The sequence below is a fragment of the Mesorhizobium sp. M0983 genome, assembly GCF_040318975.1.
Classification (GTDB): domain Bacteria; phylum Pseudomonadota; class Alphaproteobacteria; order Rhizobiales; family Rhizobiaceae; genus Mesorhizobium.
In genome coordinates this window covers 399,874-426,863 of the sequence record NZ_JAMYNH010000002.1, presented here as the reverse complement: position 1 = coordinate 426,863, position 26,990 = coordinate 399,874, and the positions used below count along the sequence as shown (strand labels likewise).

At 63.3% G+C, this 26,990-nt stretch carries 21 protein-coding genes; 15 read left to right on the top strand and 6 right to left on the bottom strand.

Annotated elements, in window-relative coordinates; translation table 11 throughout:
* Window positions 1-24: 24 nt before the first annotated feature.
* The 7 genes from NKH71_RS05705 to amaB all read left to right on the top strand — a co-directional run bounded on the left by NKH71_RS05705 (window position 25) and on the right by amaB (window position 11,349).
* A complete protein-coding gene (locus NKH71_RS05705) occupies window positions 25-3,396 on the top strand; it encodes a transglutaminase family protein (protein ID WP_352787855.1) in 3,372 nt (1,123 codons plus the stop codon).
* Window positions 3,397-3,402: 6 nt separating this feature from the next.
* On the top strand, window positions 3,403-5,814 hold the full coding sequence (locus NKH71_RS05700) for a circularly permuted type 2 ATP-grasp protein (protein WP_023720246.1): 2,412 nt from the start codon (window positions 3,403-3,405) through the stop codon (window positions 5,812-5,814).
* 7 nt (window positions 5,815-5,821) lie between these two features.
* The gene (locus NKH71_RS05695; protein ID WP_023720247.1) at window positions 5,822-6,706 is read left to right on the top strand and encodes a transglutaminase family protein; all 885 of its coding nucleotides are present in this window, start codon (window positions 5,822-5,824) and stop codon (window positions 6,704-6,706) included.
* 109 nt (window positions 6,707-6,815) lie between these two features.
* Window positions 6,816-7,934, top strand: coding sequence for a DNA topoisomerase IB (locus NKH71_RS05690; protein WP_023720248.1), 1,119 nt, complete (start codon window positions 6,816-6,818; stop codon window positions 7,932-7,934).
* An 86-nt stretch (window positions 7,935-8,020) separates the two neighbouring features.
* The gene (locus NKH71_RS05685) at window positions 8,021-8,395 is read left to right on the top strand and encodes a YciI family protein (RefSeq protein WP_023720249.1); all 375 of its coding nucleotides are present in this window, start codon (window positions 8,021-8,023) and stop codon (window positions 8,393-8,395) included.
* Complete coding sequence (locus NKH71_RS05680) at window positions 8,392-9,654, top strand: RNA polymerase sigma factor (protein ID WP_352787853.1); 1,263 nt, start codon at window positions 8,392-8,394, stop codon at window positions 9,652-9,654. The genes NKH71_RS05685 and NKH71_RS05680 overlap by 4 nt, the downstream gene beginning before the upstream one ends.
* 183 nt (window positions 9,655-9,837) lie before the next feature.
* Window positions 9,838-11,349, top strand: coding sequence for an L-piperidine-6-carboxylate dehydrogenase (gene amaB / locus NKH71_RS05675; RefSeq protein ID WP_352787850.1), 1,512 nt, complete (start codon window positions 9,838-9,840; stop codon window positions 11,347-11,349).
* 59 nt (window positions 11,350-11,408) lie between these two features.
* Here the strand turns inward: amaB and NKH71_RS05670 are convergent, their stop codons facing one another.
* Window positions 11,409-12,272 (bottom strand): hypothetical protein, encoded by an 864-nt coding sequence (locus NKH71_RS05670; RefSeq protein WP_352787847.1) that lies wholly within the window; start codon window positions 12,270-12,272, stop codon window positions 11,409-11,411.
* 725 nt (window positions 12,273-12,997) lie between these two features.
* Here NKH71_RS05670 and NKH71_RS05665 point away from each other — a divergent pair.
* Together NKH71_RS05665 and NKH71_RS05660 are read left to right on the top strand one after the other, a co-directional pair.
* On the top strand, window positions 12,998-13,810 hold the full coding sequence (locus NKH71_RS05665; protein WP_023720252.1) for a nucleotidyltransferase family protein: 813 nt from the start codon (window positions 12,998-13,000) through the stop codon (window positions 13,808-13,810).
* A complete protein-coding gene (locus tag NKH71_RS05660) occupies window positions 13,803-14,555 on the top strand; it encodes a metallophosphoesterase family protein (RefSeq protein WP_254817011.1) in 753 nt (250 codons plus the stop codon). Before NKH71_RS05665 ends, NKH71_RS05660 begins: the two co-directional genes overlap by 8 nt.
* A gap of 319 nt (window positions 14,556-14,874) precedes the next feature.
* Here NKH71_RS05660 and NKH71_RS05655 read toward each other — a convergent pair whose 3' ends face one another.
* Window positions 14,875-16,488 carry a DHA2 family efflux MFS transporter permease subunit gene (locus NKH71_RS05655; protein WP_352481992.1) on the bottom strand — a complete coding sequence of 538 codons (1,614 nt, stop codon included), beginning with the start codon at window positions 16,486-16,488 and terminating at the stop codon, window positions 14,875-14,877.
* Complete coding sequence (locus NKH71_RS05650) at window positions 16,485-17,660, bottom strand: HlyD family secretion protein (RefSeq protein ID WP_352481994.1); 1,176 nt, start codon at window positions 17,658-17,660, stop codon at window positions 16,485-16,487. Before NKH71_RS05650 ends, NKH71_RS05655 begins: the two co-directional genes overlap by 4 nt.
* A 272-nt stretch (window positions 17,661-17,932) precedes the next feature.
* Between NKH71_RS05650 and NKH71_RS05645 the strand changes: the two genes are divergently transcribed.
* On the top strand, window positions 17,933-18,364 hold the full coding sequence (locus NKH71_RS05645) for a hypothetical protein (RefSeq protein ID WP_023720256.1): 432 nt from the start codon (window positions 17,933-17,935) through the stop codon (window positions 18,362-18,364).
* A gap of 353 nt (window positions 18,365-18,717) precedes the next feature.
* Here the strand turns inward: NKH71_RS05645 and NKH71_RS05640 are convergent, their stop codons facing one another.
* The 3 genes from NKH71_RS05640 to NKH71_RS05630 form a co-directional block, all read right to left on the bottom strand.
* Window positions 18,718-19,908: an NADH-quinone oxidoreductase subunit D gene (locus tag NKH71_RS05640; protein WP_352894630.1), complete on the bottom strand. Its 1,191-nt coding sequence runs from the start codon at window positions 19,906-19,908 to the stop codon at window positions 18,718-18,720.
* A gap of 67 nt (window positions 19,909-19,975) precedes the next feature.
* A complete protein-coding gene (locus NKH71_RS05635) occupies window positions 19,976-20,401 on the bottom strand; it encodes a hypothetical protein (RefSeq protein WP_023720258.1) in 426 nt (141 codons plus the stop codon).
* A gap of 145 nt (window positions 20,402-20,546) precedes the next feature.
* On the bottom strand, window positions 20,547-21,221 hold the full coding sequence (locus NKH71_RS05630; RefSeq protein WP_352494791.1) for a DUF2161 domain-containing phosphodiesterase: 675 nt from the start codon (window positions 21,219-21,221) through the stop codon (window positions 20,547-20,549).
* A 363-nt stretch (window positions 21,222-21,584) separates the two neighbouring features.
* Here NKH71_RS05630 and NKH71_RS05625 point away from each other — a divergent pair, with 363 nt between their 5' ends.
* The 5 genes from NKH71_RS05625 to NKH71_RS05605 all read left to right on the top strand — a co-directional run bounded on the left by NKH71_RS05625 (window position 21,585) and on the right by NKH71_RS05605 (window position 26,989).
* Window positions 21,585-22,412, top strand: a complete 828-nt coding sequence (locus NKH71_RS05625; protein WP_023720261.1) for a phosphogluconate dehydrogenase C-terminal domain-containing protein — start codon at window positions 21,585-21,587, stop codon at window positions 22,410-22,412.
* 266 nt (window positions 22,413-22,678) lie between these two features.
* Entirely contained in the window at window positions 22,679-23,620 is a 942-nt protein-coding gene (locus NKH71_RS05620; protein WP_023675475.1) for a D-ribose ABC transporter substrate-binding protein, read from the top strand.
* Window positions 23,621-23,733: 113 nt separating this feature from the next.
* Complete coding sequence (locus tag NKH71_RS05615) at window positions 23,734-24,387, top strand: DUF2291 family protein (protein WP_023720262.1); 654 nt, start codon at window positions 23,734-23,736, stop codon at window positions 24,385-24,387.
* Window positions 24,384-25,928, top strand: coding sequence for a sugar ABC transporter ATP-binding protein (locus tag NKH71_RS05610; protein WP_352494746.1), 1,545 nt, complete (start codon window positions 24,384-24,386; stop codon window positions 25,926-25,928). The genes NKH71_RS05615 and NKH71_RS05610 overlap by 4 nt, the downstream gene beginning before the upstream one ends.
* Complete coding sequence (locus NKH71_RS05605) at window positions 25,925-26,989, top strand: ABC transporter permease (RefSeq protein ID WP_023720264.1); 1,065 nt, start codon at window positions 25,925-25,927, stop codon at window positions 26,987-26,989. Before NKH71_RS05610 ends, NKH71_RS05605 begins: the two co-directional genes overlap by 4 nt.
* Window position 26,990 lies beyond the last annotated feature (1 nt).

The window sequence follows — 26,990 nt, the reverse complement described above, 5'->3', positions numbered from 1 at the left end:
TGAAACGCCGACTTCAGGGGCACCATGGCAATTCTGGCAGCCGTCTATCACCTGACCCACTACAAATACGACCGGCCGGTCGTATTGGGCCCGCAAGTCATAAGGTTGCAGCCTGCGCCGCATTCCCGCACCAAAGTGCTCAGCCATTCGCTGAAGGTCGGGCCGGCAAACCACTTCGTCAATCTGCAGCAGGACCCCTACGGCAATTTCCTTGCCCGCTTCGTCTTCCCCGAGCCGGTAACGGAATTGAAGATCGAGGTCGATCTCGTTGCCGACATGACGGTCTACAATCCGTTCGATTTCTTCGTCGAACCGTCGGCCGAGACGTTTCCGTTCGAATACCCGGAAGAGATCAGGGACGATCTGACCATCTACCGGACGCCGGAACCGGCAGGGCCACTGTTGCAGGCGTTCCTCAAAACCATCGACCGCAGTGCGACCAATACCGTCAATTTTGTCGTCGACCTCAATGCGCGGCTGCAGCGCGAGATCGCCTATATCGTGCGCATGGAAACCGGCGTCTTCTCGCCCGAGGAAACGCTGGCCGCCGGCAAGGGATCCTGCCGCGATTCGAGCTGGCTCCTGGTGCAGATACTGAGGAACCTCGGCATCGCCGCGCGTTTCGTCTCCGGCTATCTGATCCAGCTCAAACCCGACCTCGTCGCGCTCGACGGACCGCCCGGTACGGCGACCGATTTCACTGACCTCCATGCCTGGTGCGAGGTGTATCTGCCGGGCGCCGGCTGGATCGGCTTCGACCCGACCTCCGGCCTGCTTACCGGCGAAAGCCATGTGCCGCTCGCGGCAACGCCGCATTTCCGCAATGCCGCGCCGATCTCCGGCATGGCGAGCTTCGCCAATGTCGAATTCGGCTTCGACATGCGGGTCGACCGCATCGCCGAACATCCGCGCATCACCAAGCCGTTCTCCGACGAGAGCTGGCAGGCGCTCGACGCGCTGGGCGTCGAGGTCGATGCAGCACTCCAGGCCGGCGACGTGCGGCTGACCATGGGCGGCGAGCCGACCTTCGTCTCAATCGACGATTTCGAGGCGGCCGAGTGGAACACCGCCGCCGTCGGGCCAACAAAACGCGAAAAGGCCGATGCGCTGATCCGCCGGCTGCGCGAACGCTTCGCGCCGGGCGGCTTCCTGCATTACGGACAGGGCAAATGGTACCCCGGCGAAAGCCTGCCGCGCTGGACGTTCTCGCTTTACTGGCGCACCGACGGCGAGCCGGTGTGGAGCGATCCGTCACTGATCGCACATGAAAAGAGCGAGGCGGATGTCGGACCGAAGCAGGCCGAGAGCCTGCTGACCGCGATTGCCGACGAACTCGGCATCGACAAGACGATGGTCAGCGAAGCCTATGAGGATCCGGCCGAATGGCTGCTCAAGGAAGGCAAGCTGCCGGACAATGTCGATCCCTCCAATTCGAAGCTGGAGGACCCGGAGGAGCGCAGCCGCATGGCGCGGGTGTTCGAACGCGGGCTGACCAAGCCGTCGGGCTACGTGCTGCCCGTCCAGCGCTGGAACAGCCAGGCTTCCGGACCGCGCTGGCGCTCGGAGAAGTGGAAGACGCGGCGCGGCAGGCTGTTCCTGGTGCCCGGCGATTCGCCGGTCGGCTACCGCCTGCCGCTCGGCACGCTGCCTTATGTGCCGCCGGCGCAGTTCCCCTATATCGTACCGGTCGATCCATCGCTGCCGCGCGGACCATTGCCGGCGCGTGAGGCGATCTTGCCCGGTGCTGCTTCTTCGCCCGCTCCGGCCGAACTGGAAGGCGCCGACGAAATGGCGCGACGCCAGCAGGCGGTCTCCTTCACGGCCGTTACCGGCCAGCAAGACCGCGTCGAACAGGAGATTACCGAGATCGGCGGCGCCGTGCGCACAGCGCTTTCGGTCGAGCCGCGCGACGGACGGCTTTGTGTGTTCATGCCGCCGGTCGAGGCGCTGGAGGATTATCTCGAACTGGTCGCGGCGGCGGAGAACGCGGCAAGGGCTATCGGCCTGCCGGTGCATATCGAGGGCTACGGCCCGCCGCACGATCCGCGCCTCAATGTCATCCGTGTCGCACCCGATCCCGGCGTCATCGAGGTCAATATCCACCCCGCCGCGAATTGGCAGGATTGCGTGGCGACGACCACGGCGATCTACGAAGAGGCGCGGCAGACGCGGCTTGGCGCCGACAAATTCATGATCGACGGCCGTCACACCGGCACCGGCGGCGGCAACCACGTCGTCGTCGGCGGTGCCACGCCCAATGACAGTCCGTTCCTGCGCCGCCCCGACCTGTTGAAGAGCCTGGTGCTGCAATGGCAGCGGCATCCGTCGCTATCCTATCTGTTCTCCGGCCTGTTCATCGGCCCGACCAGCCAGGCGCCGCGCTTCGACGAGGCACGACACGATTCGCTCTACGAACTCGATATCGCGATGGCGCAGGTGCCACATCCGGACAAGGGCGCGGCACCCCTGCCGTGGCTGGTCGACCGGCTGTTCCGCAACCTCCTGACCGACGTGACGGGCAATACGCATCGCTCCGAAATCTGTATCGACAAGCTGTTTTCGCCGGACGGGCCGACCGGCCGGCTGGGGCTGGTCGAATTCCGCGGCTTCGAGATGCCGCCCAACGCGCGCATGAGCCTGGCGCAGCAATTGCTGGTGCGCGCCATCATCGCCCGGGCCTGGAAGAACCCGCTCGACGGCCGCTTCGTACGCTGGGGCACCTCGCTGCACGACCGTTTCATGCTGCCGCACTATGTCTGGGCGGATTTTCTCGATGTGCTGGACGACCTCAAGCTGAACGGCTTTGCGTTCCGTCCGGAATGGTTCGACGCCCAGCTCGAATTCCGCTTTCCGTTCTGCGGCGAGGTCCAGCATGCCGGCATCAAGCTGGAGCTCAGGCAAGCACTGGAGCCTTGGCATGTGATGGGCGAGCAAGGCGCGATCGGCGGCACGGTGCGCTTTGTCGATTCCTCCGTCGAACGGCTGCAGGTGAAGACCGAGGGGCTCAACCCGGAACGTCACGCCGTCGTCTGCAACGGCCGCCGGGTGCCGATGAAGGTGACCGACAACCGCGAGATCGCGGTGGCCGGCGTTCGCTTCAAGGCCTGGCAGCCGGCGTCGGGCCTGCATCCGGCGCTGCCGGTCAACACGCCGCTGGTCTTCGATATCTATGACCGCTGGTCGGGCCGCGCGGTTGGCGGTTGCGTCTACCATGTGGCACATCCCGGCGGGCGCAGCTACGACACGTTCCCGGTCAACGGCAATGAAGCGGAGGCGCGGCGGCTCGCCCGCTTCGAGCCGCCTGGCCATACTCCGTCCGGCTATGTGCTGCGCAACGAAGAAGCCTCTGAAGATTTCCCGATGACCCTTGACCTTCGGCGGCCGCAAAGACTCTGATCAGCCATGGCGAAGGGGAATCACAAAAAGCTGCGCAGCAAGCCGCAGACCCACAGTCTGCTGGAGCACTATCAACCGATCGACGGCGTCGTCGACGAGATGGTCGATGCGTCGGGCAATCCGCGGCCGGCCTGGCGGCACTTCATCGAGGCACTGGAGGACCTGGGGCCGGAAAAGCTTGCCCAGCGTTTTGCCCGCGCCGACCAGTACCTGCGCGATGCCGGCGTCTACTACCGCGTCTACGACAAGGCCGGCGCCAATGAGCGGGAATGGCCGCTGGCGCATGTGCCGCTGCTGATCGAGGAGGAGGAATGGGCTGACATCAGCGCCGGCCTGGTCCAGCGCGCCGATCTGTTCGAGGAGACCATCGCCGACATTTACGGGCCGAACCGGCTGGTCGAGAAAGGCATTCTGCCGGCTGGATTGATCGCGGCCAGCTCGGAATATTTGCGGCCGGTCGTCGGCACCAGGCCTGCCAGCGGCCATTTCCTGCATTTCTGCGCCTTCGAGCTCGGTCGTGGCCCGGACGGCCGCTGGTGGGTGCTTGGCGACCGCACCCAGGCGCCATCGGGCGCCGGCTTTGCGCTGGAAAACCGCGTCGCCACCACAAGGGCACTGTCCGACATTTACGGCGAGATGCATGTGCACCGCTTGGCCGGTTTCTTCCGCCGTTTTCGCGATGCGCTGATCGGCATGGCCAAGCAAGCCGGCGGCCGTGTCGCCATCCTGACGCCGGGACCGCTGAACGAGACCTATTATGAACATGCCTATATCGCCCGCTATCTCGGCATCATGCTGCTCGAGGGCGAGGACCTGACTGTCTCCGGCGGCAGGCTGATGGTGCGCACAGTTTCGGGGCTGATGCCGGTCAGCGTCTTGTGGCGACGGCTCGACGCTGCCTTTGCCGATCCGCTCGAGTTGCGGTCGGACTCGCAGATCGGCACGCCGGGGCTGGTCGAAGCGGTCCGGCAAGGGGCGGTTTCGGCCGTCAATGCACTGGGTTCCGGCCTGATGGAGACGCGCGCTCTGCTCGCCTTCCTGCCGAAGATTTCGCGCGCCCTGCGCAATGAGGAACTGCTGCTGCCGACCGTCGCGACATGGTGGTGCGGGCAGGATACGGAGCGCGAACATGTGCTCGCCAATATCGATAGCATGGTGATCGGCCCGGCACTGTCGACGCGGCTTGCCTTCGAGGACGACGGCTCGACCAAGCTCGGGTCAGCGCTGTCGGCCGAGGAACGGGCCGAGCTCGTCGCCCGGATCGAACAAGACGGCGGCGACTTTGTCGGCCAGGAAGCGGTGACGCTGTCGACCACTCCTGTCTATGTCAGCGGCTGGCTGGAGCCGCGGCCGGCAAGCCTGCGCGTCTATCTGGCGCGGACGCCGGAAGGCTGGACCGTGATGCCGGGCGGTTTTGCCCGTGTCGGCTTCTCGCTCGACCCGACGGCCATCGCCATGCAGCGCGGCGGCCAGGCGGCGGATGTTTGGGTGGTCAGCGACAGGCCGGTGGAGCGTGAGACGCTGCTGCCGCAGGAGCATGACAGCTTCACCCGAACCTTGCCGGGCAGCCTGCCCAGCCGCGCGGCGGAAAACCTGACATGGCTCGGCCGCTATATCGAGCGATCGGAAGACACGGTGCGCATCCTGCGCGCCTACCACGTGCGGCTGGCCGAGACATCCGATCCCGAGATGCCGCTGCTCGCCGACATCAGGGACTATCTCGCGCCGTTCGGTATCGACGTCGAGACGGCAATCCCGTTGGGGCTCATCGGCACGCTGGACAGCGCCGTGTACAGCGCCGGGCAGATCCGCGACCGCTTCTCGCCCGATGGCTGGCTGGCATTGAAGGACCTGTCGAAGACGATCCATCAATTTGCCGTGACAGTGGCGCCGGGCGACGACGCGACAAGGGCAATGACGGTCATCCTGCGCAAGCTGGCCGGGTTTTCCGGCCTGCTGCACGAGAATATGTACCGTTTCGCCGGCTGGCGTTTCCTGGAAATCGGCCGCAGGCTCGAACGCGGCATCCAGATCGCCCGCACGCTCGCCCGACTGACCAGGGCCGAGGCGCCGGAAGGCGCGCTCGACATGATGCTGGAGATCGGCGACAGCGTTATGACCCACCGCCGGCAATATCCGGTGCAGGCGGGACGGCGTACCGTGGTCGACCTTCTGGCGCTCGATCCGCTCAACCCGCGCTCAATCCTGTTCCAGCTCGAACGGCTGAAGGCCGAAATCGCGCTGCTGCCCTCTGTCGGCGGTGAAGGCCATATGTCGCCGGCGGCCAAGGAAATCCTGCAGCTCAACACGTCGATCGCCATCAGGGAGCCCTCGGACATGACGGCCAAGGCCCTCAGCGATCTCGCCAATGAAATCGGCGGCCTCTACAACAGCCTCTCCAAAGCCTATTTCGGGTAGAGACGGCATGCTCTACGACATCAGGCTTCACCTGCGTTACGACTATGATGCGGCGGCCGGCGGCGGCCGCCATCAGGTGCGTGTGCTGCCGCCGACCATCCCTGGCGTACAGCGCGTCATCGCCGCTTCACTGTCTTTTGTGCCGGCGCCCAGCGAACGCTCCGACTTTTCCGACTTTTTCGGCAACAGTGTCACCTCGATCGCCTTTCGTGACGCACATGATGCGCTCGACATCAGGATGAGCGCGCGTGTTTCAGTGTCGCGGCCGGAGCCCGGGCTCGACGTATCGCCCGACCTACGCCGGCTGAGGGAAGAACTCGGCGCGGTGCACTCGCTGGCGCCGGCTTCGCCGCATCACTTTCTGGCCGCCAGCGATCATGCCGGCATCGACCCGGCAATCACTGCCTATGCGAAAGGCAGTGCCAGCAGTTCGACGGTCGGCACGGCCATGGCTCTGTGCAACCGCATTCACCGCGATTTCACCTATGACGGCGAGGCGACCACGGTGCAGACGCGGGCCAGCGACGCCTTCGGCCTGAAGCGCGGCGTCTGCCAGGATTTTTCCCATATTATGATCGCCGGCCTGCGTGGCCTCGGCATTCCTGCAGGCTATGTCAGCGGATTCCTACGCACCATCCCGCCGCGTGGGAAGCCGCGGCTCGAAGGCGCCGACGCCATGCATGCCTGGGTCAAGGTGTGGTGCGGGCGCGATGCCGGCTGGCAGGAATTCGATCCGACCAACGGCATGCGCGCTAGCAACGATCATATCACGGTCGGCTATGGCCGCGACTACTCCGATGTGGCGCCGATCGTCGGCGTGCTGAAAACCACGGGCGGGCAGGTTGGCGAGCAGGCAGTCGACGTCATACCGGTCGTGCTCGAAAAGGCGTGACGGCACCTCCTCGTTGCACGGCGTCGTCGTTAATCTGTCCTGGCAATCAAAAGGCGGTGGAACCCGCAGCCAGCAGGCGGCTTATCTACGGAAATTCCGTGGAGAGGACATGCTGGACAAATCCGGGTCGTCGTCTGGCCGATCGGCTGTTAGGAAAGCTGCACCAAAGAACGGGGTGCCGCGGAACGGAGCGCTGGAGAACGGCGCGCACGCCTCGGCCGTTCGGGCCTCGCTCAACTATGTCGCCGACACCGAACCCGGTATTCGCCGGCTGCGTTCAGGCAACGGGTTCTCGTACAAAGGGCCCGACGGACGTGCCGTCGACCAGGACGCGCTGGCACGCATCAAGGCGCTCGCCATTCCACCGGCCTGGACGGATGTGTGGATCTCGGCGGATGCCGACGGTCACATTCAGGCAACCGGTCGGGACCAGCGCGGGCGCAAGCAATACCGCTATCATCAGCACTGGGCGGAGGAGCGTGACGGGGTCAAATACTCGAGCCTCATCGCCTTCGCCGAAAGCCTGCCCGAATTGCGACGGCAGATCGATGCCGATCTGCGCCGTCACGGCCTGCCGCTGGAACGCGTCGTTGCGGCCATCGTCTGGCTGCTCGACAACACGATGATCCGCGTCGGCAACGCCGCCTACGCCCGCGATAACAAGAGTTTTGGGCTGACCACGCTGCGCGACCGCCATGTCGACATCAAGGGCTCGAGCCTGCGTTTTGCCTTCATCGGCAAATCCGGCAAGGAATGGAGATTGAAGCTTGTCGATCGCCGGATCGCCAAGATCGTGCGTGGAGCGCAGGACCTGCCGGGCCAGAAACTGTTCCAGTATCTCGACGAGGAAGGAAACAGGCATCCGGTGCGCTCCGACGACGTCAACCGCTATATCAGGGAGAATGCCGGCGTCGAGTTCAGCTCCAAGCATTTCAGAACGTGGGGCGGAACCATCCACGCGGCGTCGCTGTTTGCGCAAACCGAACGCCCGGAAGGCCAGGCACAACAAAAGCGGGCGATGAACGGCGTCATCGACAAGGTTGCCGAGCGGCTCGGCAATACGCGCGCCGTCTGCCGCCGCTGCTACATCCATCCGGAAGTCTTCCGCGCCTGGTCCGAAGGAGGGCTGCTTGGCGAAATGGCGGACGCCAACAGAGGCAAGCGCTCGATCGCCGGGCTCGACGACGAGGAGGCCCTGGTCTTGAGATGGCTGAAGGCGAGGGAATGACGCAGGACCGGGGGCGTATTTTTTTGTCGACGCCATGTCGGGATCGGTCCTAGTGTTTCGTCCTTTGACAGAGAAAAGGACGACCCATGCTCTACGCGATCCTCTGCTATGCCTCTGAAGACGTCGTCTGCTCCTGGAGCAAGGAGCAGGACGATGCCGTCATGGAAAAACTTATCGGCGTACAAGAGAAATATGCCAACGCCGGGCGGCTTGGCCCCGTGGCGCGGCTTTTGCCGACGACGGCGGCGACAACGCTGCGAAAGGTCAAGGGCGAATCGATCGTCATCGACGGCCCGTTTGCCGAAACCAAGGAACAGTTCCTCGGCTTCTACACGCTCGAATGCGCCGACCTCGACGAGGCCGTCGACTTCGCGCGCGAGCTTTCCGAGGTCAACCCGAGCGGCGGCTCCTACGAGATCCGGCCGGTCTCGCTCTTCAACCCCGCCAAGGTTTCCGCATGACCGAACTTGCCTGGATCAGCACGGCAATCAGCACCGCTCGCCCGCAGGCGATGGGGGCATTGCTGCGCTACTTCCGCGACCTCGACGCGGCGGAGGAAGCATTCCAGGACGCCTGCCTGAGGGCACTGAACAACTGGCCGAAAAACGGCCCGCCGCGCGATCCGGCAGCCTGGCTGATCTTCGTCGGCCGCAACAGCGGCATCGATGCGGTGCGCAAGCGCGCCAAGCAGGCGCCGCTGCCGGAGGAGGACCAGATCTCCGATCTGGAAGATGCCGAGAGCGACATCGCCGAGCGGCTGGACGGTGCGCATTACCGCGACGATATTTTGCGGCTGCTGTTCATCTGCTGCCATCCCGATCTGCCGGCCACGCAGCAGATCGCGGTGGCGTTGCGCATCGTCTCCGGCCTGACGGTCAAGCAGATCGCCCGCGCCTTCCTCGTCGGTGAAAGCGCCATGGAGCAGCGTATCACGCGCGCCAAGGCGCGTATCGCCGACGCCGGGGTGCCGTTCGAGACGCCGGGAGCGGTCGAGCGCTCCGAACGGCTCGCCGCCGTCGCCGCCATGGTCTACCTGATCTTCAACGAAGGCTATTCCAGCAACAGCGGCGAGGCGTCGGCGCGTGCGCCGCTTTGCGAAGAGGCGATCCGGCTGGCCCGGCTGCTGCTCAGGCTATTCCAGACCGAGCCGGAGATCATGGGACTGACGGCGCTGTTGCTGCTGCAGCATGCACGCGCGCCGGCTCGCTTCGACGAGAACGGCGAGATCGTGCTGCTCGAAGACCAGGACCGCAGCCTGTGGAGCCGCAAGATGATCGATGAAGGGCTGGCGCTGGTCGATAAGGCGTTGCGCCATCGCAAGCCCGGTCCCTACCAGGTGCAAGCGGCGATCGCCGCGCTGCATGCACGGGCGGAAAAGCCCGAGGATACGGACTGGAACGAGATCGACCTGCTCTACGGCCTGCTCGAGCAGATGCAGCCGTCGCCGGTGGTGACGCTCAACCGCGCCGTCGCCGTCTCCAAGGTGCGTGGGCCGGAAGCCGCACTCGCCATGATCGAGCCGCTGGAGCAAAGGCTTTCCGGCTATTTCCACTTCTTCGGCCTCAAGGGCGGCCTGCTGATGCAGCTTGGCCGCGGCGAGGAGGCGCGTGTCGCTTTCGACCGCGCCATCGCGCTTGCCAATACGGCCGCCGAGGCGGCGCATATCCGCATGCATATCGACCGGCTGATGAAAGAAGGCGCCAAGCAAACGGCGCATTGATCCGACGCCTCCGCCTGGTTCAACGGTCTGACCTTTGCTTAGACCATGCCGGGGTGGCGATTTTTCCCTGAAACGAGTAATGCCACGCCATGACAGTGCCCGATGTGCCGATCGGCACGGAGACGGCGTGGCACAAGGCTTTGACCGACGCCATATGAGCGACGGGATCTGAAAGGGATGAAAATGACGATTGCGAAGGAAACGGCCGGGCTTCTGGCGAAACTGGGCGTTGCCGAGGGCGCGCTTACGGGCGGCGATCTCATCGTGCGCAGCCCGGTGACCGGCGAGCAGATCGCCGCGCTGAAGACCATCTCGCCGGCCGATGCGGCGACGACCATCGACAACGCGCACAGGGCTTTCCTGGCGTGGCGGCAGGTGCCAGCTCCCAAGCGTGGAGAGCTGGTACGGCTGCTCGGCGAGGAATTGCGCACCCACAAGGCCGAGCTTGGCCGGTTGGTATCGATCGAAGTCGGCAAGATTCCATCCGAGGGTCTTGGCGAAGTGCAGGAGATGATCGACATCTGCGATTTCGCCGTCGGTCTCTCCCGGCAATTGTACGGCCTGACCATCGCCACCGAGCGCCCCGGCCACCGCATGATGGAGACCTGGCATCCGCTCGGCGTCGTCGGCGTCATTTCGGCCTTCAATTTCCCGGTGGCGGTCTGGTCGTGGAATGCAGCGCTGGCGCTGGTCTGCGGCGACGCGGTGGTGTGGAAGCCGTCCGAGAAGACACCGCTGACGGCGCTCGCCTGCGAAGCGATCTTCAAGCGCGCGGCAAAGCGTTTCGGCGATGCGCCGGAAGGGCTGGCGCCCGTGCTGATCGGCGATCGCGCCGTCGGCGAGATCCTGGTCGACCATCCGAAGGTGCCGTTGGTCTCCGCCACCGGTTCGACGCGCATGGGCAGGGATGTCGGCCCACGGCTGGCCAAGCGCTTTGCCCGTGCCGTGCTGGAGCTCGGCGGCAACAACGCCGGCATCGTCTGCCCGACGGCCGATCTCGACATGGCGCTCCGCGCCATCGCCTTTGGAGCGATGGGCACGGCCGGCCAGCGCTGCACGACGCTGCGGCGCCTGTTCGTACATGAGAGCGTCTATGACCAGCTCGTTCCGCGCCTGAAGAAGGCCTATGAAAGCGTCTCGGTCGGCAATCCGCTGGAGACAAGCGCTCTCGTCGGCCCGTTGATCGACAAGGCTGCCTACGACAACATGCAGAAGGCGTTGGAGGAGGCGGCTTCGCATGGCGGTAAGATAACCGGCGGAATGCGGGTCGAGAACGGCCAGCCTGAGGCCTACTATGTGCGTCCGGCGCTGGTCGAAATGCCGAAGCAGGTGTCACCGGTGACCGAAGAGACCTTCGCGCCGATCCTCTATGTGATGAAATATTCGGATTTCGACGCCGTGCTCTATGAGCACAATGCGGTCGGCGCGGGGCTGTCGTCGTCCATCTTCACCCGCGACCTGCAGGAATCCGAGCGCTTCCTCGGCGTCGACGGTTCGGACTGCGGCATTGCCAACGTCAATATCGGCACTTCGGGGGCCGAGATCGGCGGGGCCTTCGGTGGCGAGAAGGAAACCGGCGGCGGCCGCGAGTCGGGCTCGGATGCCTGGAAAGCCTATATGCGGCGCGCTACCAATACGGTGAACTATTCCAAGGCGCTGCCGCTCGCCCAGGGCGTTTCGTTCGACATCGATTGAAATGCCAAACCTTCGTCGCGGCGGCGCCAAAGCCGCCACGACGGCGTTCGGCTCGCCGTTCAGCTGGCTTCGGAAGTTACAACACAATTGTCGAAGGCTGCATCGATGATGGCGAGCTTGACCGCCTGGGCGGTCATGTATTCCTGATAGAACTCGCTCGACACCCACATGACCGAGTGACCCCGCTGGCCCAACCAGCCGATGCTGCCGAGTTCCTCGGCATCGCGCAATTTGCGTGACAGGTGGGTCCGGGAAAGCTTGAGCCAGTTCGCGAAATCTCCGATTGAGACGACACCGGTCGGAATTCGGTCCAGGTCAGCATGATCGGGATCGACGCCAGACATCAGCCAATCCATGACGATGCCGCCATTGTCGAGCCAGGTGAACAAGGAAAAGGTCTGTCTCGGCTCCCGCACGGCATGCGACGAAAGCAGGCCGTCGGCCACCAGCGGCTGCAGTTTGGCGAGCAGGTCCGGTTGTGCGACGAATGCAGCCAGTCGAAATCCATTGTCCAGGCTGTCCAGCGTTTTCAGATGCGCCATGACCCAGCCGGCAACCGTCTCCAGAGTGCCCGCGGTCGGCTCAAAGGGGCGGATGCGCCCGTATTTGATCGGCAGATGCCGGATCAAACCGTAATGCAGCATCTCCTTCAGGAAGGCGTCGGCGGTGTTGCGGCTGGCCACCGAATGCCGGCAGATGTCGTCCATGAACCGTGCAGACGTAAGTCCCTTGCGATGATCGTCCGGCTCTCGATTGAAATACAAGCCAAGGCCGATATGGGCCATCAGCCAACGCTGTTGCGTGGCGAATACGGAGGCCAGCCGCGGGTTCGCTTCATAGGTTTGGAGAAGCGTCCGCGACTGAGCCTGGACATGGCGACGCAGTGCCGGATGGCTGGCAATGTCTTCAGAAACCAGCGCCATCCCCGCCGCGCCCAATCAAATTTGCAACTGGAAATGCCGGTAACAATTTCAGCCTTCGCGGGCCGTGTCCAGAGCCGGCGCATCAGGATACGAGCTGAATCCCGCCGGCTAGTGGCTTAATTCCGCGACTTGATCGCCGAGGCCCCTGATCTCGCGAGGCGCTGATCTCGCTGCAGAAGGCTAGCCTGCTTGAACCCACCAATGATGGCTTCGCCTGTCCAGCCCGTGCTCCCGCCGATGGCGACGCGGAACCAACACAAGTTTTGCTCGTTGAAGAACGCTGATTGGACTGAGACAGTGAGGAACTACAAAATGGAGAATGGCCTTTTCGCCACGCCGCCTGCAGCGTTCCGGAAAACAGAGTCGGTTTGGCTACGGGCGCTCAAGTGGCTGTTACGCCGGGTGCGCAGCGCCTCCGACAGCTCGGGAACCATGTTGAAACCAATCCTTTCCGGACCCGAGAATGATAGCGGGCCCACTACGCCTCGACGCGCTTGAGGCCGAAGCGCGCTGCGATCTTGACGCCAAAAATAACCGCTCACATGTCTCTTTATGGCTGCCGCCGCGGCCGAGAGCCATGACCGCTTCGAAGGCCCGCCACCGCGGCGTGTTCGCCTGATGCAGCAGGCGAGAGCGGCGGTGGCACGCAGCGGCGGGAACCATCGGGCATGCTTGGCTATTAGATACAGGCGGCTGCTGGTCTGCCGGGCCAGGAGCCATTTGCTATGATCATCAATCCCCCACCGGAAAGCGCCATCCCGGCATCCGTTCCGTCGGTCGATCCAAAAGCCGCCCCGACGCCTCGCAATGCCGAAGCGGAGGTCTTTTATATCGAAGCGATCCGCGAGCTTGTCGCGACGGGCATCCCCTTTCTCGTCGCCGGCACCTATGCCGTAAGCGCCTATACCGGGATCATCCGCCCGACCAAGGATCTCGACATTTTCTGCAAGGCCGGCGACTGCCCGCGCATCCTCGCCCATTTCAAGCAGATCGGCTATGCGGTCGTGGTCGAGGACGACCGGTGGCTCGGCAAGGTGTTCAGGGGCACGCATTTTTTCGACGTCATCTTCACCTCGATGAACGGCACAATGCCTGTCGACGACCAGTGGCTGGAGCATGCTCGCCAGGCCGAATTGCTGGGCAGCCACGTGCGGATCATCGGCCCAACCGAGCTTATCTGGTCCAAATGCTTCATCCAGGACCGCGGCCGGCATGATGGCGCCGACGTCGCGCACACCATCCTCAAGGCGCACGACCAGATCGACTGGCAAAGGCTGCTTTCCTACATGGAAGTTCATTGGGAAGTCTTGCTGATGCATCTCTTGAACTTCAGATGGATCTATCCGACGGAGCGAGACCGTGTGCCCGCGTGGCTGCTCGACGAGTTGCTCGACCGGCTGGCCAAGCAGCGCGAATTGCCGCCTTCCCGGATGCGGATCTGCCGCGGGCGCATGCTTTCACGAACCGACTATGAGATCGACGTCAAGCAATGGGGCTTTGCCGACGTCGGCGGTGAAGGAGAATATAGCGATGGCTGACGAGCTCGAATCTGCTTCGGCAAAGGCCGAAAACGGCGGCACACTCAAGGTCGCCGCCATCGGCGATCTGCATGTCGGCAAGGAGGACCAGGCGTCGTACCGCGATCTTTTCGGCGAGATGTCGCGCGAAGCCCAGGTTCTCGTGCTGACCGGCGACCTTACCAATCTCGGCAAGCCTCGGGAGGCCGAAATCCTTGCCGAGGAACTGCGTGCCTGCACGATCCCGGTCGTCGCCGTACTTGGCAACCACGACTATGAGTCAGGCGCCGTCGAGCAGGTCACCGACATTTTGCGTCAGGCGGGCGTTCATCTCCTCGACGGCGAGGCGACGGAGATTCACGAGGTCGGGTTCGTTGGGGTCAAGGGTTTCGTTGGCGGTTTTGGATCGCGCATGCTCGGCTCCTTTGGCGAACCGGCGATCAAGTCGATGGTGGCGGAAAGCGTGAACGAAGCGATGCGGCTTGAAAACGCGATGCGGCAGGTCCGCGCCAAACGCACGCTTGTCGTTCTGCACTACGCGCCTGTCGTCGAGACGGTCGAAGGCGAGCCGCTGGAGATTTTCCCGTTTCTCGGTTCGTCACGCCTGGCCGAGACAATAGACCGGTTCCAGGTCAGCGCAGTGGTGCATGGCCATGCGCATCGTGGCGCCTATGAGGGCCGTACGCCGGGCGGAGCGTCGGTCTATAACGTTGCCATGCATGTCGCCAAGCCGACCGGCCGCCCCTACGCCATGCTCGAAATCTGACAGGCGGCGCCGCTGGCGCAAGCAATCGCCAGACAGGCTGCAGAACGATCACGGCAACTGCCGGCTGAAAGACATCCGCTTCGGCGGAATATCGTTTTCATCCGGATTGGGAATGGGGTCCTCGTCGGGGAGCCTGTCGGGGTCCGGCTCACGCACGGGCTTGGGATCGGGGATGGGAGGCGGTGGTACCGGGGTCGGTGTTGGCTCGGGTGTGGGAATAGTGGCCATCGTGATCATCTCCTCTTGGCGCAGAACAACGCAATGGGTCAGCTGGTTCCCGGCTTCCTCGTTTTTGGAACCACACCGTCGCGCCTGCGGGTCAGCCCATCTCCGGATTCTCGTGTCTGCTGCCCGACTTGCCTGACCGCAGCAGCAGGGCAAGCGGAACGAGCAGGGCGGTTGCCACCGCGCAATAGCGGAAGACATCGACGTAGGCGAGCAGCGTGGCCTGGCGGGCGATCAACTGGCCGAGCCAGCCGATCGCCTGCTGCTTCGCCTCGACCAGCGGCGAACCATGAGCGACGAAATGCTCGGTCGCCTGCCTAAGCACCTGCTGATAGGCGGGCGACGATTGTACGGTGTGGCCGACCAGATTCGATTGATGGATCTGGGAGCTTTGCGCAATGACGGTGTTGGACAGCGAGACGCCGATGCTGCCGCCGATATTGCGTGCAACGTTGATCAGCGCCGATGCCTGGTTGGTCTGTTGCGGGGGCAGGCCGACATAGGCCGCGGTCGAGATGGGAATGAACAGGAACGGCAGCCCGACCATCAGGAAGACACGGGCAAAGGCAAAGAAGCGGAAGCTGGCGTCCGGGGTAAGCGAGGTCATGTGCCAAAGCGCGACTGCGACCACCGACATGCCCACCATGATCAGGTATTTGGGCTGCACGATGCTGCCTACAAATCCGGACACCGGCATCAAGATCAGCATGGCGATGCCGCCCGGCATCATCGAAAGGCCCGACAGCGTCGCGGTGTAGGCAAATGTCGTCTGCTGCAGCTGCGGCACGATCTGGGTGGTGCTGAACAGGATAGCACCGACCGCCATCATAACCAGGAAGGCCGTGCCGAACTGGCGCGTGAACAATAGGCGCATGTCGACGACCGGATCGCTGTGACTGATTTCCCATGGGATAAGCAGCAGAAACGCGATCGCGGAAATCACTGCGAAAGTCGTGATGAAATCCGAGGCGAACCAATCGTAGCGCTGGCCCCGGTCGAGGAAGATCTCCAGGCACCCCAATGCGGTGGCCACCAGGACGAACCCGACCCCGTCGATCTTCAGGCCACCTTTCAGCCGTTCCTTGCGTTCGCGTTCGAGTACGTCCGGTTCGACCAACAGCCATTGCACCAGTGCCAGCGAAAGGATGCCGAACGGCACGTTGATGAAGAAGATCCAGTGCCAGGAGAAATGGTCCGTCAGCCAGCCGCCGATCGTCGGCCCGACCGTTGGTGCGACGATGACGGCAATGCCGTAAAGCGCGAAGGCTTGCGAGCGCTTTTCCGGCGGAAAGGTATCGGCCAGGATCGATTGTTCGCTTGGCGCCATGCCGCCGCCGCCGAGGCCCTGAAGGATCCTGAACAGGATGAGCAGTTCCAGGTTGGGCGCCAGTCCGCACAGCAGCGACGCGACGGTGAAGGTCGCCACGCAAAGCATGTAGTAGCGCTTGCGGCCGATGACGCTTGCCAGCCAGCCGCTGACCGGGATGATCACCGAGTTGGCCACAAGATAGGTGGTAATGACCCAGGTGCTTTCGTCCATTCCGGCCGCCAGGCTGCCGGCGATGTTGCGCAGGGCGACATTGGCGATCGAGGTGTCCAGCACCAGCATGAACGTGGCGATGGAAACGACAATGGCGATGAGCCAGGGATTGTGCGTCCCGGCGGCGGATCGGCTTTCGCCCTGATTTCTGGCTGCTTCGCCGTTCATCGCACCTTGACCGTCGGCACCACCGACAGCCCTGGGCCGAGAAGCACATCCGGCGGCTTGTCGAAGACGATCTTGACCGGCACGCGCTGCACCACCTTGACGTAGTTGCCGGTGGCATTTTCAGCCGGCAGGAGGCTGAAGGCGGTGCCGCTGCCGGCCTGGATGCTGTCGACGCGGCCATGGAAGGACTTGTCCGGGTACGCGTCGATATCGATGTCGACCGGTTGTCCCTGCCGCATCAGGTCGAGCTGCGTCTCCTTGAAATTGGCCCTCACCCAGACCTCGTCGGGAACGAACATCATCAATACCTGGCCGGGTTGGGCGTAGGTGCCGTCAGCGGCCGAAATGCTCGTTGCCCGCCCGGCTGCGGGTGCTGTGATGGTCGTGCGCGACAGCGTCGTGCGTGCTTGCTCCTGGCTGGCTTTGGCCTGTTCGAGCTGCGCCTCGGCGCTCCTGGCTTGTGCCTGCAAGACCGAAACCTGGCTTTTTGCTGAGGCGACATTGGCCTCGGCACTGTCCAGCGCGGCCTGATCCTGACGCAGCGTCGATGCCGCTTGCTGCGCCTGCTGCTGCGTTGCCGTGCCCTTGGCCAGGAGTTCGCGATTGCGTTGATCCTCTGCCTTGGCGAAATCCAGCGCTGCCTTGGCCTGTGCAACCTGCCTCTGGGCAGCGTTCACCTTTGCGTTTTGAGCCTCGATCTGAGCGGTGACATTGACGATTTCGGCTTCGGCCGCGGCGACGCCGGCATCGGCCTGCTTCAGATTTGCCTGATAGTCGCTGTCGTCGATGCGCAGGAGGACATCACCTGCCTGCACGTGCTGATTGTCGCTAACCGCCAGCTCGGTAATGCGGCCGGCGATTTGGGCGCCGATCGTCACCGTGCGGGCGTCGATGAAGGCGTCGTCGGTCGATTCGTACTGGCGAGCGTTCAGCCACCAGATCACGACGCCTGCCGCGACGAGCAACAGCGCAAGCGCAACCGCCGCCGTCGCATAGGGATGGCGCTTGGGAAAGCCGAGCAGACCGGCCTTTCGTTGCGAGGCATCCCCGTCGGGCTTTTCCTGCCGCGGCTCTGCCGATCGCTCACGAGATTCTCGAACCCGGGCCGGTTGCTCCCGAGTTTCATTTACAGGCTCGACGTCTTGTTCGACGCTTTGAGGCTTCGTGTCCAACGGAATGGCTTTCAAGACTGATATTGCAGCCGCCGGGGCGGACGCAAAGCCAAACCGCGAGCTTCCGCAAAAGTTCCTGCCCGGAATGGGTTCGGTTAACGGGGCGACGTCGAACCCACTGAGCGGCGCCGGCGCGTTGGAACCGAGCGCCGCTTCACCGGGCAGGTGATCCGTACGCCTCATGTTGCGGTGATCCGGCCTTGTCAGCGCTCCACGGCGCGATAATTGCTCATATAGGCGTGGGCGAATTCACCTGTCGACAGGAGCCGACCATGAAACATCAAACACTCGACCAACTGCATGCCGTCGCGGAAGTTGAGTCCTTCGCGGCGTATCCGGCGATGAGCCGAAACCAGCGGATTGAACGTTGGGCAGAACTTCTCGAGCAAAACCCGACGCGATGCCTTGGGGCGCTTCCAGGCACCGAATATATGAACAGGGAAGCGCGCGACAGATCGCGTGGCGCTGGGACGCCGCTCACTGTCGCTTTCGAGGATCCGGTTCTGCGTGCCATGGGCTTGAACGACGATACCTATGGTGAGGCAAAGCGCTTCTTCGAACTGAGCGACCGGCAGTTGCACCAAATCGTTTGCCATTGCCACGTTGGCGCCACGATGCAAGCGCGATGGGCCGCTGCCAGGGTGCGCGGGATAGTTCGCGGCAACAGATTTGTTGCCTGGATGAAGGGCTTGATCGTGCATTGACGCGATACGAGGAACGGCGGAACACGCGTTCTTTCCGCGCTGTGGAGAGCGCTTCCGAACTTGGAAGGACTCGTGCCCCGTCAGGCCGCGCAGATTGTGAAACTCCTTGACGCTTGGCTGCGCCTTGTCGCGGCCATGCGTCCGTCTTTGATGTGAGAATTTGAGTTGGCCCGCCGCAATTGAGAGCCCTCGTCCGACGGGCGTTCGAGCGCCGTCCAGGCAGGTGAGATCTGGCTAAGGACGAACAATCCCGCGATCGTGGAAGATCCTTCGACCTGGTGAGCGGTCGATCTCTCCAAACACCCTTCGATCCGCTCTAGCGATCGATCTCTCCAAACACCCTTCGATCCGCCCTAGCGGTCGATCTCTCCAAACACAATGTCGAGCGAGCCGATGATCGCGGCAACATCGGCGATCATATGGCCTCGGGACAGGAAATCCATCGCCTGCAGGTGGGCGAAGGAAGGTGCGCGGATCTTGCATCGGTAGGGAATGTTGCCTCCGTCCGATACGAGGTAGACGCCGAACTCGCCCTTCGGCGCCTCGACGGCGGCATAGACTTCACCGCGCGGCACGCGAATGCCTTCTGTATAAAGTTTGAAGTGGTGGATCGTCGCTTCCATCGAGCGCTTCATCGTGGCACGCGGCGGCGGCGTGATCTTGCGGTTCGGGATCGCGACCGGCCCCTGGCCTTCGGGTGAGCGCAACTTTTCCAGACATTGCCGCATGATCCGGACCGACTGGCGCATTTCCTCCATGCGTACGAGATAGCGGTCGTAGCAGTCGCCATGCTTGCCGACCGGGATATCGAAATCCATCTCCGGATAGCATTCGTATGGCTTCGCCTTGCGCAGATCCCAGGAGGCGCCCGATCCGCGCACCATCACGCCGGAGAAGGCCCAGGCCCAGGCATCGTCAAGGCCGATCACGCCGACATCGACATTGCGCTGCTTGAAAATGCGGTTTTCGGTCAACAGCCCTTCGAGATTGTCGCAGACCTTGAGAAACGGATCGCAGAAATTCCAGATGTCGTCGAGGAGCTCCGGCGGCAGATCCTGATGCACGCCGCCGACCCTGAAATAATTCGCGTGCATGCGGGCGCCGGACGCGCGCTCGTAAAAGACCATCAGCTTCTCGCGTTCGGCGAAACCCCAGAGCGGCGGCGTCAGCGCGCCGATGTCCATGGCTTGGGTGGTGACGTTGAGGAGGTGCGACAGAAGCCGGCCTATTTCGCAGAAAAGCACGCGAATGAGTTGCCCACGCTTCGGAACCGATATTTCAAGGAGCTTCTCGGCGGCGAGACAGAATGCGTGCTCCTGGTTCATCGGCGCGACGTAGTCGAGCCGGTCGAAATAGGGCAGGGCCTGCAGGTAGTTCTTGTACTCGATGAGCTTTTCGGTGCCGCGATGCAGCAGGCCGATGTGGGGATCGGCGCGTTCCACGATCTCGCCGTCGAGTTCGAGCACCAGCCGCAGGACGCCGTGAGCGGAGGGATGTTGTGGCCCGAAATTGATGGTGAAGTTGCGAACTGCAGCCTCGGCCATGACAGTCCTCCGCGATCCAGGCGGGCTTCGGTTCCATGCCGGAACCGGCTTGTCCGCTTTCAGCCGCTCACGTCGTCGTCTGGATGATCAGCGTCAGCGTGCCGTCGCCGTCGATATTGGCGGCCACGACCTGCGTGGAATTAAGCCCGTTCGCCGCCAGTGCCGATGCCGCCTGCGGCGATGCGTCGATCGAACTTTGCAGGATACGCAAATCCTCGGCGCTGGTCTGGGTGACGACGGCCTCCGCCTGTGCCTTGATGTCAGGAGGCAGATCCTCCATCGCCACGATTGTCACTGCGGTGAAATTCTGGGCGGAGAAGGCTTGGTCAGGTGTAGCCTGGTCGGGAGTGGCCCCTTCGGGCGTGGCTTGCTCTGGCAGGGTTTGCGGGGCCGTCGGCGGGACAGGGGCAAGCTCTGGTCCCACGGATTGCGCATAGACCGGCGAGGCAAGAGCCAGTGCCGAGAGTGTGGCAATTGTCGTCGATAGCCGCATGGCCTTTCCTTCCGTTTTGCTCAGGGACGATCAATTCGGTGACGACACAACCCTCGTGTCGAAATATGGTTCCGTCACGGAGGTTGCAGTCTTGCCGAAGCCGTGATTGTCGCGGAAGCGAGCGCGAAATCCGGCGTTGCCTGTCTCAGCCAGCGGTGTGGCTGCGATGGGGCTGCGGCCAGCGCTGCAATGCTTCACGGCCCTGAGTGGTCAGTTCGTAGATCCCGCGATCGGTGCGCGCGAACCAGCGATACACGTTGTGCAGCAGGATTTTGGGCGCGTTCGGCAGGTTGGGCTTCAAGTCACGCGGCCGCTTTGGGCCGTCCGCGAGTGCTGCGGCGCATGCCAGGGCCTGCTGGCGATAGGCGGTCATGATCGGCGCACGCGAGCCGCCGCCGGCGACAGGATCGCCCTGCCGACGCCGATGTTCGTCGATTAGTTTCGAGCGGCGCCGGGAATCCCTACGCGGAGCCAATGCCGTCGGGCTGAGCAGCACCTGAACCTCGCCGTTCGTCCGCACGCCAAGCAGGCCAAAGCCGAGGCGACGGCAGAGATTGCGATACCTCACATCGCTCTCACGGCCTTTGCCACGGCCCGACATGCATGCTGCGAGCCAGACCTCGTCGCTCACCGCCATACGGTCGACGCCCTGAAGGACCAGCTCGAGATTGAACTTCAGCTTTAGCTCGCAGATGACGACGATCGGTGGAGAGTCGGCACTCAGCGCCAGCAGATCGCAGCCGCCGATCTCGCCCTTGACCATGAATCCCAGGCCTTCGAGGAAGGTCTTGACCGGGCTGTAGAGTGAAGTCTCGAGCATGGGCCTTTGTTCGCTGCGAATCATCCCGCCCGATTGGCAGTTCAGCGCGATGATCGCTCATTGCCATTGAACAGGAGGTAAACGACGGCCAAACCCAAGCGATTGCTGCGGCTCGCCGGTGGCGCAGAGCCGTGCCACGGCCGCTTGCCAAGTTGGTATGCTGGTATAATATGTACCTGAGGTAGCATTGCCCCGCATAGCTGCGCTGTGCTGGACATCCGAGCGCCCGGGACATCGTCCAGGCATCGTCATTTGAGCGGCGGCTCCCCGCCTTTTCTAATCCGCCAGCCGGCGGCAATGTGCATACAAGTCAATGGGATGACGATCGGCAGGGCGGTCGTTGGAAATCAGGAGTAACGGACAATGACAACGATTGCGCTGTTTGGTGCTGGCGGCAAAATGGGTTACCGCCTGTCGACCAATTTTCGCGGATCTCCCTATACGGTACGCCATGTCGAGGTCGGCGACGCCGGCCGCGAGCGGCTGAAGTCGGGCCTCGGCATCGATGCCGTCAGCGCCGATGAGGCGCTTGATGGCGCTGATGTGGTGATCCTGGCGGTGCCGGATACGCATATCGGCAAGGTCGCGGCGAGCATCGAGAGCAAGCTTCCATCAGGCACGATGGTCGTCGTGCTCGACGCCGCGGCACCTTTCGCCGGGCATTTGCCGCAGCGACCGGACCTGACCTATTTCGTCACCCACCCGTGCCACCCGCCGATCTTCAACGACGAGACCGACATGGCGGCCAAGAAGGACTATTTCGGCGGCGTCAAGGCCAAGCAGCACATGGTCAGCGCCTTGATGCAGGGACCGGAGGAAGATTTCGCCAAGGGTGAGGCGATCGCCAAGATCATCTGGGCCCCGGTCATGCGCTCGCATCGCGTCACTGTCGATCAAATGGCGCTGCTCGAGCCCGGCCTTTCGGAAACGGTATGCGCTTCGCTGCTCGTCGTCATGAAGGAGGCCGTCGACGAGGTGGTGGCGCGCGGGGTCGACAAGCAGGCGGCGCTCGACTTCCTGCTTGGCCATATGAACGTGCTTGGCGCCGTCATCTTCGGCGAGACCAAAGGCGTGTTCTCCGACGCCTGCAACAAGGCGATAGAGTTCGGCAAGCCGGTGCTGATGCGCGATGACTGGAAGCGGGTGTTCGAGCCGGAGGAGATTGCCGCGAGCATTCAGCGCATCACCTGAGGGCGCGACGCGTCTTCCGGAACATATCACCTGAAATTGTCATTGACTCATCATACCAGTTAGCTTAGCTGTTCGATGGCTCGGACCGTCAAGCTTCGCAGCAAGCTCAGGGCCTGGGACGAGTGGAGGATAGCGGGGAGACGATCGATCGAGGTGAAGCCGGCAAAGGGCTTGTGAACCTGACGCGAGCCGCGATCCGCGCTGGCTAACGAATTGAATGCATATAGCCTTGGGATCAAGGCACGGGTTTTCAACGGGAGGAATACATGAAACTGACACGCAGAATGACGCTTGCGGCTTTCGCCGGCATGCTGGCGCTTGGCACGGCCGCACCCGCCTATGCGGCGGATCTGATCGCCATCATCACGCCCTCGCATGACAATCCGTTCTTCAAGGCGGAAGCTGTCGGCGCAGAGGCCAAGGCCAAGGAACTCGGCTACGAGGCGCTGGTGCTCGTCCATGACGACGATGCCAACAAGCAGTCCGAACTTATCGACACGGCGATCGGCCGCGGCGCCAAGGCAATCATCCTCGATAATGCCGGCGCCGACGCCACCGTTGCCGCCGTGCAGAAGGCCAAGGACGCAGGTGTTCCTTCATTCCTGATCGATCGCGAGATCAATGCCACCGGCGTTGCCGTCGCGCAGATCGTCTCCAACAACTATCAGGGCGCCCAGCTCGGCGCGCAGGAATTCGTCAAGCTGATGGGCGAGAAGGGTAATTTCGTCGAGCTCGTCGGCAAGGAATCCGACACCAATGCCGGCATCCGCTCCAAGGGTTACCACGACGTCATCGACGACTATCCGGACCTGAAGATGGTGGCGCAGCAGTCGGCCAATTGGAGCCAGACCGAGGCCTATTCAAAGATGGAATCGATCCTCCAGGCCAATCCCGATATCAAGGGCGTGATCTCCGGCAACGACACGATGGCGATGGGCGCCTATGCGGCACTCGCGGCTGCCGGCCGCAAGGACGTCATCGTCGTCGGCTTCGACGGGTCGAACGACGTGCGCGACTCGATCACCTCCGGCGGCATCAAGGCGACGGTCCTGCAGCCGGCCTTCGCGCAGGCGCAGATGGCGGTCGAGCAGGCCAACGACTTCATCAAGAACAAGAAGTCTCCCGCCGAAGAAAAGCAGCTGATGGACTGCGTCCTGGTCAATGGCGACAATGCCGCCAAGCTCGAGACGTTCGCGCTCACCAACTGAGCCGGCGTAACATCAGGCAGCAAGGGACGAGCCTCCGGTTCGTCCCTTGCTTCCATTTCGCCCTTGCTTCCATTTCTCTGGGTGCTCCTCACCGCCATGCCGAACGAGCCGACATGTTCAACACGCTGACCCGGCCGATCTTTGTCGCGTTGTTCCTCGCAGCAATAGTCAGCCTGACCGCCTGCAAGATCTTGCCGACGCCGTCGGCGGAAAACGGCGGCACTGGCTCCGCGTTCAATCCCGACAAGATGGTCGAGGACATCTGGGCGGCGAAAGTGATACCCTATCTGCAGCAGAAGGCCGGGCCGTTTCCCGAGGTGCATGCCTTGGCCAAGGCCGATCCCGCCGCTGCCGGCGCCAAATACGGCAACCCGAAAAAGCAGGCGAATTCGCCGTGGACCTTCGCCGTTCGGCTCGAGGGCAAGGTCGTTGCAGCCAACACACAGTCACGTGCGGCGACGATGGATGTCGATGCCGACGGCGACGGCAAGGCCGATGCGCGGGTGCAGATCGGCCCCGCCATGCGTGGGACCGCCCTGCGCGACAGCCTCGACTTCATCCAGTTCAACGATTTCACCAATCAGATCGACTTCGCCCAGTTCGGCAAGTCGTTCAACGCCTATGCCGACAAGACCGTACTTTCCAAGCTGCCGCGCGAGGCACTCGAGGGCCGCAGCGTCAAGATCCTCGGCGCCTATACGCCGGGCAGTGGCCAGGACCTGCCGCTGGTGACGCCGGCGGAGGCAGAGATCGGGCCGAAGCCATGAGCGGCGATCAAGATGTCATCCTGAAGCTGGAGGATGTCTCGAAGGTCTATTCCGGCACCGTCGCGGTCAAGCGCGCGAATTTCGAGGTGCGCAAGGGCGCGGTCAACGTGCTGGTCGGCGAAAACGGAGCCGGCAAATCGACGCTGATGAAGATCATCGCGGGCGTCGAGCAGCCGACACTCGGGCGCATTCTGCTGGACGGCGAGGAGGTTTCCTTCTCGTCATCCGGGGATGCGGTGAATCGCGGCATCGGCATGGTGTTCCAGGAGCTGAACCTGTTCGGCAATCTGACTGTCGCCGAAAATATTTTCGCCACCCGCGAGATCACCAACCGCTTCCGCAAGATCGACCGCAAAGAGCAGGAGCGCCGCGCGGCGGAGTTCCTTGAACGCCTGGAAGCCGGCATCCGGCCCGACATGCTGGTCGAGGATCTGCGCATCGGCCAGCAACAACTGGTCGAGATCGCCAAGGCGGTTTCGCTCGATGCGCGCATCCTGATCATGGATGAACCGACCTCGGCGCTCAGCGCGGCGGAAGTCGAGATCCTGTTCAAGGTGATTGCCGACCTCAAGGCGCGCGGCGTGGCAATCGTCTACATCTCGCATCGGCTCGAGGAACTGATCCGCATCGGCGACACCATCACCGTGCTGCGCGATGGGCGCATCACCGGCCAGGCGGAGATGAAAGACGTCGATACCCAGTGGATCGTGCGGCAGATGATCGGCTCCGACGCCAAGGACTTCGCCAAGGCCGACGGCCATGTTCCGGGCGAAGAGATATTCCGTGCCGAGGACATTTGCCTGCCGCGTGTCACCGGCGGGCTCGCGGTCGACCACGTCTCGCTGTCGCTGCGCGCCGGTGAAATCCTCGGCATCTACGGGCTGATGGGAGCCGGACGCAGCGAGCTGTTCGACTGCATCATGGGCCGTCACGGCCATTCGACCGGAACGATATTCATTGCCGGCAAAAAAGTGCACGAGCGGGACACGACGCGACGCATCCGCCGCGGCCTGGCGCTGATCCCCGAAGACCGCCAGCGCGAAGGGCTGGTGTCGACCCTCTCCGTCGCCAGCAATCTGACGCTGGCCAGCCTGTCGCGTTTCGTGCGCCTGTTCCACATTCGTGGTGCCGCCGAACGACAGGCGGTGGCCCAGACCGTGCGCGAATTGGCGATCAAGGTCGCCGATCCGGCGCAGGAAGTCTCGTCGCTATCGGGCGGCAACCAGCAGAAGGTGGTGATCGGCAAGGCGCTGCTCACCGGACCGAAGGTGCTGCTGATGGACGAGCCGAGCCGCGGCATCGACGTCGGCGCCAAGGCCGACGTGTTCCGCACCATGCGCAAGCTGTCGCGCGACGGCCTGGGGATCCTGTTTGCCACCTCGGACCTCGATGAGGTGATGGCGTTGTCAGACCGCATCGCGGTGATGAGCAATGGAAAATTGACTGGTACGTTCGACCGCGCCGAGGCGACAGAGGCCGCAATCGTCGCTGCCTCGGCGCTCGGCCACGGACCGGTCCCGCACGGAGAGCAAGGCGCATGACTGACATTCCAGCCAAGGCGGCGGTCACCTCCCTTTCGAGCGGCTCGGTCCTGCTGACGCTGATGAAGGCGAGGACGTTCATCGCGCTGATCGCCGTGCTGTTGTTCTTCTCGATAGCTGCCCCCAATTTCCTCTCGGCCGCCAATCTTATCCTGATGTCGAAGCACGTGGCGCTGAACGCATTCCTCGCAATGGGCATGACCTTTGTCATCATCACCGGCGGCATCGACCTGTCGGTCGGCTCGATCGTCGGCCTGTGCGGCATGGTGGCCGGCTATCTCGTGCTCAACGGCATCGACCTGCAGGTCGGCTATACCATCTATTTCAACGTCTTCGAGATCGCGCTGATCACGCTTGCCGTCGGCATATTGATCGGCGCCGTCAACGGCTTGCTGATCACCAGGCTTAACGTTGCGCCGTTCATCGCCACGCTCGGCGTGCTCTATGTCGCGCGCGGCCTGGCGCTGCTGTCGTCCGACGGGCGCACCTTCCCCAATCTCGTCGGCAAGCCGGAGCTTGGCACCACCGGATTCGGCTTTCTCGGCGCCGGCCGGTTGCTCGGCCTGCCCGTCGCGCTGTGGATTTTGCTCGTTGTTGCATTAGGGGCCGCCTATCTCGCCAAGTACACCCCGCTCGGCCGCCACATTTTCGCCGTTGGCGGCAACGAGCGGGCGGCGCGGATTTCGGGCGTCCGCGTCAACATGGTGAAGATGTTCGTCTACATGTTCTCCGGTTTCTGCGCGGCGATCGTCGGACTGATCATCTCGTCCGAACTGATGGCCTCGCATCCGGCGACCGGAGAGAGCTTCGAACTCAACGCCATTGCCGCGGCAGTGCTCGGCGGCACCTCGATGTCGGGCGGACGCGGCACCATTGGCGGCACCATTGTCGGCGCCTTCGTCATCGGCATTCTTTCGGACGGGCTGGTGATGATGGGGGTGAGCTCGTTCTGGCAGATGGTGATCAAGGGCCTCGTCATCATCGTCGCCGTCGTCGTCGACCAGGCACAGCGCCGGCTGCAGAGCCGGGTGACGCTGATGCAGATGGCAAAGGCCGGCTGAC